Source organism: Tianweitania sediminis, from assembly GCF_017813335.1.
Classification (GTDB): Bacteria; Pseudomonadota; Alphaproteobacteria; order Rhizobiales; family Rhizobiaceae; genus Tianweitania; species Tianweitania sediminis.
Map to the genome: position 1 here is coordinate 1,193,739 of NZ_JAGIYY010000001.1, position 15,319 is coordinate 1,209,057.

A 15,319-nucleotide genomic window follows, 5' to 3' on the forward strand; every position below is an offset into this window, starting at 1 on the left:
CATCTGCTAGGGCTAACCTAGGATCGAATGTTCAGGTTGGAAGCCCCCGGGGAGGCGAGCACTGCATTCTTTTGCGCCTGCTTCTTTTCCTCAGCGGAACCAAGGGCGCCATCCTGCATTGCACATTTGAAACCGGACCAGGCTTGGGAGTGCGATTTGGAAAAGAAGGTTCAACCGGAAAAGGCTCGTCAGGGCAAGCTTGGTCGGCCAGTGTTGCTGGTGCTCGTGTGCGCCCTGGTCCTCTTGGCGATCGCGTGGTTCATCGCCGAGCAGTACGGCCAGGCCATCGATGACAGCACGATGAACAACGGCGCTGAACCAACAACGCAAACAGAGCCGGCGGGGAACGCTGACGTTATCAATTAGCGCCATCACGTCGGAACGAGCACCTTCAGCGCAAGCGGATGGATCTTGATCGACGTTTCGCGCGCCAGGTTACTTGTTTCGCCGTCTACTACGCAGCGGTAAGGCTTCCTGCGCTTGCCGCGCACCTTCAGCAACAGCGCGCTGGTTTGGTGGATCTCTACCTTCGTGTTCTTTTTCCAGCGTCCGATCGCGAGGTTGAGCAGAAAGCGTATGATCTCAGCGGTCGTGCGCGCGGTGGTGATGTAGATCCCCAGAATGCCCTGGTCCAATCGATCCGCGTAGGGAAGGTGTCCCTCTCCAAACAGGTTGTTGGAGATCCCGATGCCGGTGGTTCTGGCCACGATCTCGGACGAGTCGGTGATAATGCTGACGTTGACGTGCGGCGGTTGAATGATCGTCGTGAAGGCAGCCCGCATCGAGGCCCGCATCTTGCCCATGCGGGAGCCATATTTCATCTTGTCGCGCATATCGACCAGCTTGGCGTGAAGGCCAATCGAGAACTGATGCACAAACGGCTTGCCGTTGGCCGAGGCAATGTCGACCTGCTGCACGCGCCCGGTTGCAAAGGCCTCCATCGCGGCATCCAGCCCCAGCGGGATCTTAAGGCTTCGCGCAAAAAGGTTCATTGTGCCGGCCGGTAGGATCGCCAGAACGCGATCTGTGTTCATCATGATGCCCGCGGCCGTTGAAGCTGTTCCGTCTCCACCGCCCGCGATCACCACATCCACGCTTTCGTCTTTTGATGCGCGTTCCAGTGCCGCAACGAGTTCACGCCCCGCGACGATCACGGCATCCATCGTATGGCCTTCGGCAGCGAACCGCTCCCGGCTCCGCTCCACAAAGGCTTCCAGATCGGTCGTGCGGAGCGTCCCGCCGTCCTTATTGAGAACAGCCACGAAATGCATGGGCGAAGGTCCTAATGCAGCGCATCCAGAAAGGAACGCGGTGAGTCATACAGAAGACAGGAAACGCGGGTGCGGGGAAGATGCTCCCAAGGCATTTTTGATGAAGTGCAATGCGAATGTTGCCGCTGCACGCCGGAACGAATTGCCCTTCCTGCCGTTGGAGCAGGGTAAAAGCCAGGCGCCATCTTCCCGCGAAGTCCGATCGCGCCTGGCACGCGTCATTGACGTGTAACGCACAAGGAGAGCTTACTATGATCCGCACGCTTTTAGCTACAACCGCAATTGCCACTGTTATCGCCACGGGCGCCATGGCTCAGACCGCTACCCAGCCGACGGCCGCTTCGCCTGCGCCTGCTGCTCCGACCGCAACGGAAGCTCCTGCCGCAGCCGTGATGCCTGCAGATGGCCACCTCGCCAGCAATGTGATCGGCGAGAATGTTTACAACGGCGCTGGCGACGATGCCGAAAACATCGGCAACGTGAACGACCTCGTCATGAACAACGAAGGCCAGATCGAGTCGGTTGTGATCGGCGTCGGTGGCTTCCTCGGCATCGGCGAGAAGAATGTCGCCATCTCCTTCGATGAACTTGATTGGGCTGAGCGCGATGGCGATCGTTATCTGACGGTTGCAACCACGAAGGACGCGCTAACCTCGCTTCCTGCTTTCGACCGCCGCGCTTATGATCCGCAGACGGCTGCTACCGCCTCGAACACGGCTGCTCCGGCCGGTGGCACCATGACCACGGTTCCGGCCTCCGGCGCTACTACGACCACCGATACCGCCATGGCACCGGCTGCCAACACGACCACGACTACGACCGCGCCGGCCACGGCTACAACCCCGACTGCAGGAGCGACAACCGCAGCGCCTGCAGGCACCGCGATGGCTCCTGCCGCTGGCGGCGCGGCCATGAACTCGACCGACACAACCACGACGGCCGCTGTTGACCGCAGCCAGATGACGGAAGTGCCGGCGGATCAGCTGTCCGCGGAAAACCTTGAAGGCACCACTGTGTACGGGGCCAATGAAGAGAATGTCGGCGACATCGGCGACGTGATCCTGACCAGCGATGGTCAAGTAGACGCCGTGATCATCGATGTTGGCGGCTTCCTTGGCATCGGCGAAAAGCAAGTTGCGGTGGGCATGGACGACCTCGCTTTCATGCAGGACGCTCAGGGCAATCGCTACCTTTACACCAACTTCACGGAAGAGCAGCTTGAAGCTCAGCCGGAATATAACGAGGAGAACTGGGCTTCTCAGCGCGACCAGATGCGCATGATAAACCGGTAATTAGTCGACGTCACGAAGGGGTTGCGCTCCGCGAGAGCGCGGCCCTTTTCTTTGTTTGAAAGTTGATTGTTGAACAGTCTCTAGCAAGAGTCTGATTTTTGGTGAACAGTGCGTGCTTTCCGCTCAAGCTGGTAAAACCTGCTTTGGCACGCCAGATTGCGCTTCATCGAAAGCGAAAGCTTCAGTGGAGATCGTCATGCTCAACCAGATCCAGGGCCTGCACCACGTCACGTCCATGGCGCGCGACGCACAGGACAACAACAGCTTTTTCACCCGGACGCTTGGCCTGCGGCGTGTGAAAACCACCGTCAACTTCGATGCGCCGGACGTTTATCATCTTTACTATGGCGATGAGCGCGGCACGCCCGGTTCGGTGATGACCTATTTCCCGTTTCCAAACATCACGCGAGGACGTCCCGGCACGGGCGAGGTCGGGGAAACGGTGTTTTCCGTGCCTCAAGGAGCGCTAGGCTTCTGGAAGAAGCGCCTTGTTGCGCAGGGGGTGAGCGGCCTCAGCCAGAGCGAAAGTTTCGGCCAGAAGCGACTTGCCTTCCACGGACCGGATGGCGATGGCCTTGCGCTTGTGGAGGATCCACAGGACGCCCGCGCCCCGTACCTTGGAAGCGATGTGCCGGCCGATGTGGCGATCCGCGGCTTTCATTCCGCTTCCATGCGGTTGCGCGATGGCGGTGCGACGGAAGAACTGCTCCGCTTCATGGGCTATGAGCCCGCTGAAAACTCGGGCACGATCAAGCGCTTCGCGATCAAAGGGAACGGCGCCGATTTCATCGACGTCGAAACCCTTCCCGGTGCCGCACCGGCGCGACTCGGCGCTGGGTCCGTGCACCACATCGCGTTTGCCGTGGAAAATCGCGCCAAGCAGCTCGAGGTTCGCAAAGCACTGGCCGACACCGGGTTTCAAGTCACCCCAGTGATTGACCGGGATTACTTCTGGGCGATCTACTTTCGCACGCCGGGCGGCGTGCTCTTCGAGGTGGCGACAAATGAGCCCGGCTTCGATCGGGACGAAGACATGGCTCATCTGGGTGAAGCGCTGCAGCTTCCAAAGCAGCATGCCCACCTGCGTCCGTATCTGGAACAGTCGCTGCAGCCTCTGGAGTCCTGAGCATGGCGCTTGAAAGCTACCTCCATCACAAGCAGCCCGGCCAACCCGGGGGCGCGCTTCTTTTCACCTTTCACGGAACGGGCGGCGACGAGAAACAACTCGTCGCGCTCGGCCGTGATCTGGTGCCGGAGGCTACCATCGTTTCACCGCGCGGCGACGTTTCGGAAGCGGGCGCCGCCCGCTTCTTCCGGCGCACGAGCGAAGGCGTTTACGACATGGAGGACTTGGCGCGAGCGACGGGCGCGATGTCTGCCTTTATCCGGGCGCACGTCGATGCCGCCGAGCCCTCGCACGTTCTCGGCCTCGGCTATTCCAATGGAGCGAATATCCTCGCAAGCGTGATGTTTGCGCAGCCCGATATGTTTGATCGCATCGTGCTGATGCATCCGCTGATCCCGTTTGAACCGCAGATCAACGGCACTCTGTCTGGCGCACGCCTCCTTGTCACGGCCGGCGAACGCGACCCGATCTGCCCGCCTCACTTGACCCATCGCCTCTTGTCACACCTTCAGGCGGCAGGTGCGACCGTGGAAACCCTGTGGCATCCTGGGGGCCACGAGGTGCGGCCGGACGAGCTCGCAGCTGCAACGCGGTTTCTGACCGAGGAGACAAAAGCATGAGCGAAGGTGCAATCGACATCCGCCTGGAAAGCGGGGAAAGCAAGGGGCGCTACGTCTACCAGGCGCCGGAAGGCGAAGCAGAGATGACCTTCACCAAGGTCGGTGCCTCGCGTCTGATCATCGACCACACGGGCGTGCCGGATGTTTTCCGCGGGCAAGGCATCGGCCTGAAGCTGGTGCAGCGCGCAGTCGAGGATGCGCGCGTCGCCGGCAAAATCATCATCCCGCTTTGCCCTTTCGCCGCCGCTCAGTTTCGCCGGCACCCGGAGTGGGCCGATGTCCTGGGGCAACAGGGGGGAAAGCCGCAATGACCGACATCACCGATTTTGCCATGCGCGAAGACGGCCAGCGCCGACGCTATTTTCTTTCCATGCCGAATGGCGAGGAAGCGCGGCTGACGCTGGTGAAGACCAGTGCCACGCACTGGATCGCCGACCACACTTTCGTGCCGGTGCCTTACCGCGGCAGAGACATCGCCGAACGTCTGGTGGATCGCCTAATCGCCGATGCACGCAAAGAAGGCGCGAAAATCACGGCGACCTGCTGGTATGTTGCCGACGCTTTCAAGCAGCATGCGCCGGACTGGGATGACGTGCGTGCCTGAGGCGCGGTCGCCATCGCTCCCGGTGATCCCGTTCTGATCCGGGTTGGTTCTTTTGGAACGAATCGGCGTCTAAAACAAAAGCTTACCAAAAGGTTTCGGAATCGCTTCCGGTAGAAAGGGGGATCAGTTCTCGCCTTTCACTACGCCCACAAAGGGAAGTTCGCGAAAGGCGTGCGCGACGTCCATGCCGTAGCCCACCACAAAATAATCGGGGCAGTCGAAGCCGACGTAATCAGCGGTCAGATCGGTTTGGCGCCGCATCTGCTTGTCGAGCAGAACGGCGATGGAAACGCTTTTCGCACCGCGCGACAGCATCAGGTCCCGGGTGAACTTCAGCGTTTTGCCGGATTCCAGAATGTCATCGACCAGAAGAACGTCACGGCCGGCAACATCATTGTCGATGTCGCGCAACACGCGCACCTCGCCACTCGTGGTTCCGGCGCCGTAGCTCGAAATGAACATGAACTCCACTTCTGGAGCCAAGCCCGTGTCGTGCATCGCGCGAATGAGGTCTGCTGCGAAGATGAACGACCCTTTCAGGATCGAGATCACCAGCAGATCCTCGTAATCATGCGCGGCAATCTCCTTTGCGAGTTCGAGATTGCGGCGGGCGATGGTCGATGCCCCAAACAGAACTTCGATGTCTTTTCCCCGAACCGACGGCATGTACAAGAACTCCGGCTAAGCAAAAGCCCGCCGCGTTCAGTCGGCGGGCTTCAAGGTCACTGCCACGGATTGTACCCCTTCGGGCGACACTCGCAACCGGCTAGAAAAGAGATAAGTGCCGTCGGCAGCAACGCGCGCGCCGCCGCCAGAGATCTGGTAGCGGGTAACGGTGCCCGCTTGGCCAGTCACGGCAACCAGGATCGTCGGCATGGCCCGGTCCATCGCACCGTTGTTGCGCGCTTCACCGTCCACCACCAGAACCGCGCGGCCTGCGCTTTCTTCCACGCGTGTTTCCACGTTGGTGATCGTCACACCGGCGGACTTGGTGAGGGAGCCTTCCGGCAATATCGAGTGTCCGCCGGAGATCCAGAATGCGCAGAAAGCCAGGGCGGAGCCGCAGATCCAGAACATGGCACCAGCACGAGCTGCTTGGAGCGATCCGGGGTATCGCTCAAGAATGCCTAATCCTCGCGTCTTGGCCGAAGCGCCTCCGTGCGCCGGCTTGGGCGCGAGGGGAAGGGCGTCGACGCCCATTGTGGCAAGCGATGTGCGACTCGTCCTGCCCCGGCCCGGCGTCATCATTTCGCCGGAAACCGGGCGTCGTTGGGTGTCGGGCAACATCACGAATCCGCTCTGACCTTCCCGTGAAGTAAACAAGCTTGGTTAACAAACTGGTTCTTCGGGAGGGAGGCTTGTTAAGCGCTCCTTAACCACGTTTGCCCATGGTTTGGAGCGACGCATCGCACCAACTTTCATTCGCAAAGGTCTCAAACCCGCTCGTGTTCCGTTTCGAAAATGTCGGCTTGCGCTATGGCATGGGGCCAGAGATCCTGCGCGACATCTCGCTGGAAATACCCGAGCGCTCGTTTCAATTCCTGACCGGGCCTTCCGGTGCTGGAAAAACCACCCTGCTTCGGCTCCTGTTTCTGGCCTTGAAGCCAACCCGTGGGTTGATCACCGTGTTTGGCAAGGATCGCGCGCGCATCACGCGCCGCGAACTGCCTCTTCTGCGGCGGCGGATCGGCGTTGTGTTCCAGGACTTTCGCCTGCTCGACCACATGACCACCTACGAGAACGTCGCGCTGCCGTTGCGGATCCGTGGGCGCGAAGAGTCCAGCTATCGCAACGACGTGGTGGACCTCCTCAAGTGGGTGGGACTGGGCGAGCGCATGCATGTGCTGCCGCCCGTGCTGTCTGGCGGCGAAAAGCAGCGCGCGGCCATTGCCCGCGCCTTGATCGAGCAGCCCGAGATCCTGCTTGCTGACGAGCCTACCGGCAACGTGGATCCGCCACTTGCCCGACGCTTGTTGCGCTTGTTTATCGAACTCAACCGCCTCGGCACCGCCGTCGTGATCGCCACCCATGATCTGACCCTCATGGAGCAGGTCGACGCCCGTCGGATGATCCTTTCAGATGGCCGGCTCGATGTTTATGACTGATCAGGCGGAGGCTGCCACGCGCGCCGCGGCGCCTGCATCCCCATCGCGTGCAGCGCCAATGGGGGCCTCACACCGACGCACCTCGCCAATCGTGCCGGAACAGAATGTGGCCGGACGCGCGCTCGTGTTCGTGATCGCGATCATGACGTTCCTGTCGTGTCTGACACTCGGCGCGGTTTCCCTTGTTCGCGATACCGCGTCCGTTTGGGAAAGCCAGATATCGCGCGAAGCGACGATCCAGATCCGACCGGTTGACGGCTTGGACATGGAACAGGCGTTGGCGGACGCCGCGCGCATCGCGTCGGGCTTCGCCGGTGTGCTGAACGCCCGCATCGTGGATCGGGCCGCGACCGCGCGCCTGCTGGAACCCTGGCTCGGCAGCGGCCTTGATCTCGACGAGTTGCCGGTGCCGCGCCTCGTGGTGGTACGGATCGACGAAACGGCACCGCCGGATTTCGCCACCATGCGCAGCGCGCTGACATCGCAGATCCAAAGTGCGTCCCTTGATGATCATCGCACCTGGGTGGATCGGCTGGTGGCGATGGCCCACACAACCGTCACCATTGGGTTGGCCGTTCTCGTCCTGATGCTGTCGGCCACCACTTTGTCGGTTGTGTTTGCAACCCGCGGTGCCATGGACGGCAATGGTCACATCATCGAAGTGCTACACTTCGTGGGGGCGGAAGCGCGCTTCATCGCAGCCGAATTCCGCCGTCACTTTCTTTGGACCGGCTTGAAGGGTGCCTTGGTGGGCGGCGTCCTCGCTGTTCTAGTGTTTCTCGCCTTCGGCTGGTGGTCGTCGCGCAACTTCGCGACGCCCGAGGCGGACCAGGCCTCCGCCTTGTTTGGCAACTTCGCCATCGGACTGTCCGGGTATATCGGCGTGGCCCTGGTTGTGCTGGTGATCGCGGCATTGACTGCGGCCACGAGCCATTTCACCGTTGTACGGTCGCTGAGCGAGATCGACCTGTCGCAGCAAGCCTCAAGCTAGGCTTATGTTTGATGATGATGCTCATGGAGCGTTTACCCTCCCGATGCGTTGGAGGATAGTTTATTGTGTTGAACAACATGCCAGAGCAACAGGCAGTCAGGACCGAAAGTCCAGTTTCGCAGGTCACCTTACCGAGACCTGGCGCTGTTGCGCGCATGGTTCGCTGGTCTCTCGGCCTTTGCTTGACTTTGATTCTCGTGATCGGGATCGGCTTCATCGGCTTTGCCCGGCATGTGAGCACCCTTTCCACGCCCGATGACCCGGCACCCGCTGATGCCATCATTGTTCTCACTGGCGGCCTTTATCGGCTCGATGCTGGTGTGAACCTTCTGAACTCCGGCAAAGGAGAGCGCCTGCTGATCAGCGGGGTCAATCCAAGCGCCGGGCGCGACGATCTCAGGGCCGCTACAGGCGGAGACAAGCGCCTGTTTTCCTGCTGCGTCGACATCGACCACGCTGCGCTCGACACGATCGGCAATGCCGCGGAAAGCGCCAAATGGATCGACGTCCACAACTACCACAGCGTCATTCTGGTGACCAACAACTACCATATGCCGCGCAGCCTCCTGGAGATGCGTCGCCTGCTTCGGAATGCTGAAATCCGTCCATACCCGGTTGTGAACACATCCCTGGACGATGGCTCCTGGCTGACCAAGCCGGATGCGTTGCGGGTGATTGCAACGGAATACGCAAAATATGTTGCGGCGCTGGCGCGCGGCATGACCGGGACCACCGGCACGGCTGCTTACGCCGCCTCGAGCCGGATCGACTGACCGCCAAGCCCTATCGCCGCGGCTCAAGTTCGGGTAACCAGCGTTTTCCCGACCTCCCTTGCATCGTTCGATGATCGCTTTCCGCTCGCTCCTTTACAACGTTGCCTTTTACCTGAGCCTGATCGCCCAGATGATCTTCTGGACGCCGATCTACTTCTTTCTGACGCGCGCTCAGGCTTGGTTCATCCCGAAGTTCTGGGCGCGTTCCAGCCTTTGGCTGCAGGAAGTGATAGTGGGGACCAGAAACGAGATTGGCGGGTTAGAAAATCTTCCGGCCGAATCCTTCATCCTGGCACCCAAGCACCAGTCCTTTTGGGATGTGCTCGCCTTCTTTCCCTACCTTCGCGATCCGCTGTTCATTCTCAAACGCGAGTTGATGTGGATCCCCTTGTTCGGCTGGTACGTGGCCAAGATGCGGATGGTGCCTGTGGACCGTGGCGAACGCTCCAAGGCGCTGCGGGCCGTGGTGGCGCGCGCCAGTGAAGAGATGGCGCGCAACCGGCAGCTCATCATCTACCCAGAAGGCACGCGCCGCCCGCCAGGCGCGGAGCCGGCCTATAAATGGGGCATTGCCGAACTTTACAGTCGCTTGAACGTGCCGGTCGTGCCCGTGGCGCATGTCGCCGGCCTTTATTGGCCACGCCGACGCTTCATGCGCTACCCCGGCACGATCCGCGCCCGCTTTCTGCCGCCCATCGAGCCGGGGCTTGATCGAAAGGTTTTCCTGGAGCGCTTGATCCGCGAAACGGAAGCCGGCTGCGATGCACTCCTGGTGGAGGCTGCCCAGTCCGCCAATCCACCGCCGCTTCCTCCTTCGGCCGTAAAGCGGCTTGCTGAGCTTGGCGTTTCGGTTGCATCAGCCGGGGCTGTGAAGCCGTGACGCGACATCTTCCAGCCACGGGTCTCTAATGCGCAAGCCCTTCAGGTGCGCAACCGTGTTGAGGACGTAGTCCTCGTTCGGGCCGGAATAGCCGACTGCTCCCGAAACGATGCCGGCCGCTTCTTCCGCATCGAGGCTGCCGGCATACTGGGCATGCTTGCGGTCAACCACGTAGGTGAGGGCGGATACGCGTTCTCCGCCGTCGAGTGACACCGGCAGCATGCGTTCGAGATAAACGTGAGTGACCAGTTCGCGCTCGCGCAGGTAGGTCACGACTTCATCGCGCAGTCCACCCGGCACCCGGAACGCGAGGCCCACGCATGAGCCGCCGCGATCCAGCCCGAGGACCAGCCCCGGGCGCTGTTCCGTGCCGCGATGGCGATATGAGCGTACGCACAAGGAACGGCGAAAGCCGTAAAGACGAGCCCGCCTCGTTTCGACATGGGCGAAGCCCGGCCGCCAAATCAACGAGCCATAGCCAAACACCCAAAAATCGCCCATATCGCCGGAAGAAATGGCGTGTACTCCCTTTCGGACCGCCGGCAGCGCTTTGGCACCGGTTCGGTTTATCTTCTTTGCGGCGACAGAAAAAGCAGACCCTTCATGACGTCAAGTGACCAGCCGGGCTCCCCGATCCTCCGGCGCGTAATCGTTTTGGCCGTGATCATTCTCGTGGTGGTGTGTGCCTATGTTGCCGGCTGGTATTACCTTGCGGAACAGATGGAAACAGCCGTCAACCGCTCGCTGCGCGACATCCGCAGGGCCGGCGGGCAAGCCGACTGCGTGGAGCAGGATGTGCGTGGCTTTCCGTTCCGGATCGGCTTGTTCTGCGAACGTGTGACCTATGCGAACCCAGCCGGCGATATACGCGTGGAGGCGGGCGCGTTCCGCTCGGCTGCGCAGATCTATCAGCCGCGCACGGTGATCGGTGAAGTCGAGGGGCCGCTGCAGGCAGACCTTCCGGGCCTGGTTCCCTTGTCGGCAGACTGGGAGTTGATGCATGCCAGCGCGCGGCTCGCCGAACCCATGCCGAGCGCGCTTTCTGTTGAAGGACGCGATGTTGCCGTGCGCGAGGGTTCGGATGGCGCGCAGCTATTCACGTCCGAAAACATGCAGCTCCATCTGCGGACCAACGAAGGCGATGTTGATCTTGCCGCTCGCTTCGCAGGATTGCGGCTAACGGCGCTTGGTGCAACGGGTGAAACGCCGCCCTTCCAGGCCGTCGCGAACCTGACCGTATTCGACGGCGTGGCCCTTGCTGTTTCGCCAGAAGCAATCTCGCTTGGTTACAAGACCGAGATCCGAACCATGACCCTGTCGTTTGGTCCGGATGCCGAGATCAGCCTCAGCGGGCCGCTGGCAGTCGATCCGTCCGGTCTGATCGACGCGAAGCTTACCTTGACCGCGCGGCGGCCCGACGCCATCGCACGTGTTCTGACGGCGCTGTTCCCCGACCAGCGGCGCGAGATCGAAATGGCGTCGTCGGGTTTGATGATGCTTGGAAACGCTCCGTCCCTGCCTCTCACGATCAGCAAGGGGAGGGCTTCCATCGCCTTCATCACGCTCGGCGACATACCGCCGCTGCGGCCCTAGGTCTTCGAGGCGACAGCCTGTCGGCCGAAGTCCGGCAGGTCCACTTCCTGGCCGGCTTCGATGATGGAGCGGCGCACGGCGCGTGTGTGCGAAAAGAGCTCGAACAGCTTGTCGCCGTCACCCCAGCGGATCGCGCGCTGAAGCGATGAAAGATCTTCCGAGAAGCGCGCCAGCATCTCGAGGATCGCATCCTTGTTGTGGAGGCACACGTCGCGCCACATGGTTGGATCCGACGCTGCCAAACGCGTGAAGTCGCGGAAGCCGGAGGCAGAATATTTGATGACCTCCGACTGCGTCACCGTTTCCAGATCATCGGCTGTTCCGACGATGTTATAGGCGATGATGTGCGGCAGGTGCGAGACGATCGCCAGCACCTTGTCATGGTGGTTGGCGTCCATTGTATCGAGGCGTGACCCACAGGCTTCCCAGAAGGCGCCCAGCCGGTTGATTGCGTCCGCATCGGTTCCGGGCAGGGGCGTCAGGATGCACCAGCGGCCCTGGAAGAGGTCGGCAAAGCCAGCCGCAGGCCCCGATTTCTCCGTGCCGGCAATGGGGTGTCCCGGAATGAAATGGACGCCTTCGGGCATATGCGGTGCCATCTGCGCGATCACCGAGGCCTTTGTGGAGCCGACATCGGTGACGATGGCGCCGGGCTTCAGAGCTGGCGCGATCTGTTCTGCCACCGTGCCGGAGGAGCCGACAGGTACGGAAACGATCACGAGATCTGCATCCCGAACCGCCGTGGTCGCATCGTCCGCGTAGCTGTCGCCCAGATCAAGGGCGCGTGCCTCGTCCAGCGTGGCCTGCGACCGGGTGGCGATGGCGATGTGGCTCGTCAGCTTCTCGCGGCGGATCACCCGGGCAAGCGACGAGCCGATGAGACCGATGCCCACAAGGGCGATCTTCTCGAAGTGGGGTTTGGTCATTCCTGATGTTCTTACGTCTTGAGAAAGTCGCTCAAGGCCGCGACGACGCCACGATTGGCTTCTTCGGAGCCCACGGTCATGCGCAGCGCGTTCGGGAAACCATAGCCCGCGACGCGACGCAGAATATAACCGCGCGCCGACAGGTATTCGTCGGCTTTCGCTGCGGAATGCGCTTCGTTCTCAGGAAAATGGATCAGGATGAAATTCCCGACGCTCGGGGTCACCCGCAAGCCGAGCTGCGTCAGTTCGGCGGTCAGCCATGGTAGCCAATGGTCATTGTGTGCAACGGTGTTCTCGACATGCGAACGGTCGCGGATGGCGGCCACCCCAGCGTCTATCGCCGCCGCGTTGACGTTGAACGGGCCCCGCACGCGGTTCAGCGCGTCAACCACATGCGCCGGCGCGTAGATCCAGCCCAGCCGCATGCCGCCGAGGCCGTGGATCTTGGAGAAGGTGCGGGTCATCACCACGTTTTCGCTGGTGGACACGAGTTCCACGCCGGACTCATAGTCGTTGCGGCGAACATATTCGGCATAGGCGGCATCCAGCACGAGCAGCACATGCGGGGGCAAGGCAGCATGCAGCCGGCGCACCTCGGTGAAAGGGATGTAGGTGCCGGTTGGATTGTTGGGGTTGGCAAGGAACACGATCTTCGTGCGCGGCGTGATCGCCGCCAGGATTGCGTCGATATCCGCCGTTTCCGCGTTTTCCGTGACAGCCACGGGTACGCCGCCGGCTGACTGGATATAGATGCGGTAGACCAGAAACCCGTGTTCGGTGAACACGCCCTCGTCGCCGGGCTGGAGATAAACCTGTGCCAGGAGGCCGATCGCCTCGTCCGAGCCGTTGGTGCACAGGATGTTTGCGGGGTTGAGCCCATAGGCTTCGCCAATCGCTTCGCGCAGCGCGGTTGCGGAGCCATCCGGATAGAACTCCATCCGTTCCGCGGCTGTCCGCACGGCATCAACCGCCGCAGGTGAGGCGCCGAGCGGGTTTTCGTTCGACGACAGCTTGTGGACCTTGGAGACACCTGCGGGTGCCGAGGACTTGCCCGGAACATAAGCAGCGATATCCATTACGCCGGGCTTTGGGGTCGGACGGGCAGGGGAAGCGGGCGCGGTCATGACGGTGCTCAGAAGTTGGCCGGTGAAAGTTCGGAAAGCGGGTCGGGAATAGACCCGGTGCCAAAGAATGTCGAGCCGCAAGCCTCCCTGCAGCGGGCGCTGTTCAGCGGCGGCATTGACAGAGGCCGGGGAGCTTTCCTAGCTACGCCATCTTTCCCTGGGGTTGCCCGACATGACGATCTTTCCGAAAACCGCGCGTGCGCGCCGGCTGATTGCCGCCGATGAGGCAAACAATCCGACCAGCCCCGTTTTGAAGTTCGGACCCGACAAGCCGTTGATGCTTGATGCGGGCGTGGAGCTTTCTCCTTTCCAGATCGCCTACCAAACCTATGGCACCCTGAACGAGGCGCGCTCCAACGCGATCCTGGTGTGCCATGCGCTGACCGGAGATCAGCACGCCGCCAACAAGCATCCGGTGACCGGCAAGGATGGCTGGTGGGACGTACTGATCGGCCCGGGGAAGATCGTCGACACGAACCGCTTTTTCGTGATCTGCTCGAATGTCATCGGCGGCTGCCTTGGTTCAACTGGGCCAGCCTCCATCAACCCGACCACAAACAAGCCCTATGGCCTCGACCTTCCGGTGATCACCATTCCCGACATGGTCCGGGCGCAGGTGATGCTGGTGGACCATTTCGGGATCGACACGCTTTTTTGTGTGATCGGTGGCTCCATGGGCGGCATGCAGGTGCTGGAATGGGCATCGAGCTATGGCGAGCGGGTGTTCAGCGCCGTGGCGATCGCCACCGGTCCGCGCCATTCCTCGCAGAACATCGCGTTCCACGAGGTCGGGCGCCAGGCTGTGATGGCTGATCCCGACTGGTGTGGCGGAAAGTACTTCGACGAAAACAAGCGTCCCGCCAAGGGCCTCGCCGTGGCACGCATGGCGGCCCACATCACCTACCTGTCGGAGTCGGCTCTTCATCGAAAGTTCGGGCGCAACCTGCAGGATCGCGAGCAACTCACTTTCGGGTTCGACGCCGATTTCCAGATCGAAAGCTATCTGCGCCACCAGGGCATGACCTTCGTGGACCGCTTCGATGCCAACTCCTACCTCTACATGACGCGCGCCATGGATTATTTCGACCTTGCCGCTGATCATGATGGGCGGCTCGCGGATGCCTTTGCCGGCACCTCCACGCGTTTCTGTCTGGTCTCCTTCACCTCCGATTGGCTGTTTCCGACAGAACAAAGCCGGTCGGTGGTGCACGCACTGAACGCTTCCGGCGCGTCGGTTTCCTTTGTGGAGATCGAGACGGATCGCGGTCACGACGCGTTTCTTCTCGACGAGCCCGAACTGTTTGCGGCGATCCGGGGCTTCATCAGTTCGGCAGCGCGCGCAAAGGATCTCGCGGAGGTGACGCAATGATCCAGGCCGAGCCACAACTCACCATCGGTGACACCGAAGTTCGCTTCGACCTGGATGTCGTTGCTTCCTATATCAAGCCCGGGGCCAAGGTGCTCGATGTCGGATGCGGCAACGGGCTCCTCCTGGAACTGCTTGCCGCGCAGAAGAATGTCGATGGACGGGGCGTCGAGCTGTCGCAGCGGGGTGTAAACAATTGCGTGGCGCGGGGCCTGTCGGTGATCCAAGGGGACGCGGACACCGACCTCGTGTTCTACCCGGACCGCGGCTTTGACTTTGTGATCCTGAGCCAGACGCTGCAAGCAACGAAGAACCCGAAGGAGGTGCTGCAGCACCTTCTGCGCATCGGTGAACGGGTGATCGTCTCGATCCCGAACTTCGGCTACTGGCCGAACCGGCTTGCCTTGGCGCTAAAGGGACGGATGCCCGTGAACCGTCACCTGCCTTACAGCTGGTATGACACGCCCAACATCCATTTTTGTACGATCCGCGACTTCGTGAACCTTTGCGATGAAGTGGGCGCCAAGGTGGAAAGCGCGGCGGCTCTTGATGGGAGCGGGCAGAAGATCGGCCTGTCCATGCCCTGGTGGTTCTGGAACTTCTTTGGCCAGCAAGCGGTCTTCATGCTGCGGCGCTGATCTGTTCAGT

The 15,319-nt window shown here is 61.4% G+C and carries 19 protein-coding genes; 13 read left to right on the top strand and 6 right to left on the bottom strand.

Annotated features, from left to right (window positions below):
- Positions 1-156 precede the first annotated feature (156 nt).
- Positions 157-366, top strand: a complete 210-nt coding sequence (locus J5Y06_RS05835; RefSeq protein ID WP_209334083.1) for a hypothetical protein — start codon at positions 157-159, stop codon at positions 364-366.
- A gap of 5 nt (positions 367-371) precedes the next feature.
- Here J5Y06_RS05835 and J5Y06_RS05840 read toward each other — a convergent pair whose 3' ends face one another.
- A complete protein-coding gene (locus tag J5Y06_RS05840) occupies positions 372-1,271 on the bottom strand; it encodes a diacylglycerol/lipid kinase family protein (RefSeq protein ID WP_209334084.1) in 900 nt (299 codons plus the stop codon).
- A 251-nt stretch (positions 1,272-1,522) separates the two neighbouring features.
- Between J5Y06_RS05840 and J5Y06_RS05845 the strand changes: the two genes are divergently transcribed.
- From J5Y06_RS05845 to J5Y06_RS05865, 5 genes are all read left to right on the top strand, one after another.
- Entirely contained in the window at positions 1,523-2,563 is a 1,041-nt protein-coding gene (locus J5Y06_RS05845; RefSeq protein ID WP_209334085.1) for a PRC-barrel domain-containing protein, read from the top strand.
- Between the two features lie 196 nt (positions 2,564-2,759).
- On the top strand, positions 2,760-3,689 hold the full coding sequence (locus tag J5Y06_RS05850) for a VOC family protein (protein ID WP_209334086.1): 930 nt from the start codon (positions 2,760-2,762) through the stop codon (positions 3,687-3,689).
- A gap of 2 nt (positions 3,690-3,691) precedes the next feature.
- A complete protein-coding gene (locus tag J5Y06_RS05855) occupies positions 3,692-4,309 on the top strand; it encodes an alpha/beta hydrolase (RefSeq protein WP_209334087.1) in 618 nt (205 codons plus the stop codon).
- Positions 4,306-4,620 (top strand): GNAT family N-acetyltransferase, encoded by a 315-nt coding sequence (locus tag J5Y06_RS05860; protein WP_209334088.1) that lies wholly within the window; start codon positions 4,306-4,308, stop codon positions 4,618-4,620. The genes J5Y06_RS05855 and J5Y06_RS05860 overlap by 4 nt, the downstream gene beginning before the upstream one ends.
- Complete coding sequence (locus tag J5Y06_RS05865; RefSeq protein WP_209334089.1) at positions 4,617-4,913, top strand: GNAT family N-acetyltransferase; 297 nt, start codon at positions 4,617-4,619, stop codon at positions 4,911-4,913. The genes J5Y06_RS05860 and J5Y06_RS05865 overlap by 4 nt, the downstream gene beginning before the upstream one ends.
- 123 nt (positions 4,914-5,036) lie before the next feature.
- On the opposite strand, the gene hpt is transcribed toward J5Y06_RS05865, so the two are convergent.
- Together hpt and J5Y06_RS05875 are read right to left on the bottom strand one after the other, a co-directional pair.
- A complete protein-coding gene (hpt, locus tag J5Y06_RS05870) occupies positions 5,037-5,579 on the bottom strand; it encodes a hypoxanthine phosphoribosyltransferase (RefSeq protein ID WP_209334090.1) in 543 nt (180 codons plus the stop codon).
- Positions 5,580-5,615: 36 nt separating this feature from the next.
- Positions 5,616-6,200, bottom strand: coding sequence for a hypothetical protein (locus J5Y06_RS05875; protein ID WP_209334091.1), 585 nt, complete (start codon positions 6,198-6,200; stop codon positions 5,616-5,618).
- 158 nt (positions 6,201-6,358) lie between these two features.
- Here J5Y06_RS05875 and ftsE point away from each other — a divergent pair, with 158 nt between their 5' ends.
- The 4 genes from ftsE (at position 6,359) to J5Y06_RS05895 (ending at position 9,662) form a co-directional block, all read left to right on the top strand.
- On the top strand, positions 6,359-7,018 hold the full coding sequence (gene ftsE, locus J5Y06_RS05880; protein ID WP_209334092.1) for a cell division ATP-binding protein FtsE: 660 nt from the start codon (positions 6,359-6,361) through the stop codon (positions 7,016-7,018).
- Positions 7,011-8,009 carry a cell division protein FtsX gene (locus J5Y06_RS05885; RefSeq protein ID WP_385931101.1) on the top strand — a complete coding sequence of 333 codons (999 nt, stop codon included), beginning with the start codon at positions 7,011-7,013 and terminating at the stop codon, positions 8,007-8,009. Before ftsE ends, J5Y06_RS05885 begins: the two co-directional genes overlap by 8 nt.
- A 155-nt stretch (positions 8,010-8,164) precedes the next feature.
- On the top strand, positions 8,165-8,782 hold the full coding sequence (locus J5Y06_RS05890; protein ID WP_245247577.1) for a YdcF family protein: 618 nt from the start codon (positions 8,165-8,167) through the stop codon (positions 8,780-8,782).
- Positions 8,783-8,852: 70 nt separating this feature from the next.
- Positions 8,853-9,662, top strand: a complete 810-nt coding sequence (locus tag J5Y06_RS05895) for a lysophospholipid acyltransferase family protein (RefSeq protein ID WP_209334094.1) — start codon at positions 8,853-8,855, stop codon at positions 9,660-9,662.
- Here J5Y06_RS05895 and J5Y06_RS05900 read toward each other — a convergent pair.
- Positions 9,639-10,163 (bottom strand): gamma-glutamylcyclotransferase, encoded by a 525-nt coding sequence (locus J5Y06_RS05900; protein ID WP_209334095.1) that lies wholly within the window; start codon positions 10,161-10,163, stop codon positions 9,639-9,641. The two genes, J5Y06_RS05895 and J5Y06_RS05900, sit on opposite strands and share 24 nt — an antisense overlap.
- A 102-nt stretch (positions 10,164-10,265) precedes the next feature.
- On the opposite strand from J5Y06_RS05900, the gene J5Y06_RS05905 reads away from it, so the two are divergent.
- Positions 10,266-11,255, top strand: a complete 990-nt coding sequence (locus J5Y06_RS05905) for a DUF2125 domain-containing protein (protein WP_209334096.1) — start codon at positions 10,266-10,268, stop codon at positions 11,253-11,255.
- Here the strand turns inward: J5Y06_RS05905 and J5Y06_RS05910 are convergent.
- Entirely contained in the window at positions 11,252-12,181 is a 930-nt protein-coding gene (locus tag J5Y06_RS05910; RefSeq protein ID WP_209334097.1) for a prephenate/arogenate dehydrogenase family protein, read from the bottom strand. The two genes, J5Y06_RS05905 and J5Y06_RS05910, sit on opposite strands and share 4 nt — an antisense overlap.
- 11 nt (positions 12,182-12,192) lie before the next feature.
- A complete protein-coding gene (gene hisC, locus J5Y06_RS05915) occupies positions 12,193-13,305 on the bottom strand; it encodes a histidinol-phosphate transaminase (protein ID WP_209334098.1) in 1,113 nt (370 codons plus the stop codon).
- A gap of 172 nt (positions 13,306-13,477) precedes the next feature.
- Between hisC and metX the strand changes: the two genes are divergently transcribed.
- Together metX and metW are read left to right on the top strand one after the other, a co-directional pair.
- A complete protein-coding gene (metX, locus tag J5Y06_RS05920; RefSeq protein WP_209334099.1) occupies positions 13,478-14,674 on the top strand; it encodes a homoserine O-acetyltransferase MetX in 1,197 nt (398 codons plus the stop codon).
- Complete coding sequence (gene metW, locus J5Y06_RS05925) at positions 14,671-15,309, top strand: methionine biosynthesis protein MetW (RefSeq protein ID WP_209334100.1); 639 nt, start codon at positions 14,671-14,673, stop codon at positions 15,307-15,309. Before metX ends, metW begins: the two co-directional genes overlap by 4 nt.
- Positions 15,310-15,319: the final 10 nt, after the last annotated feature.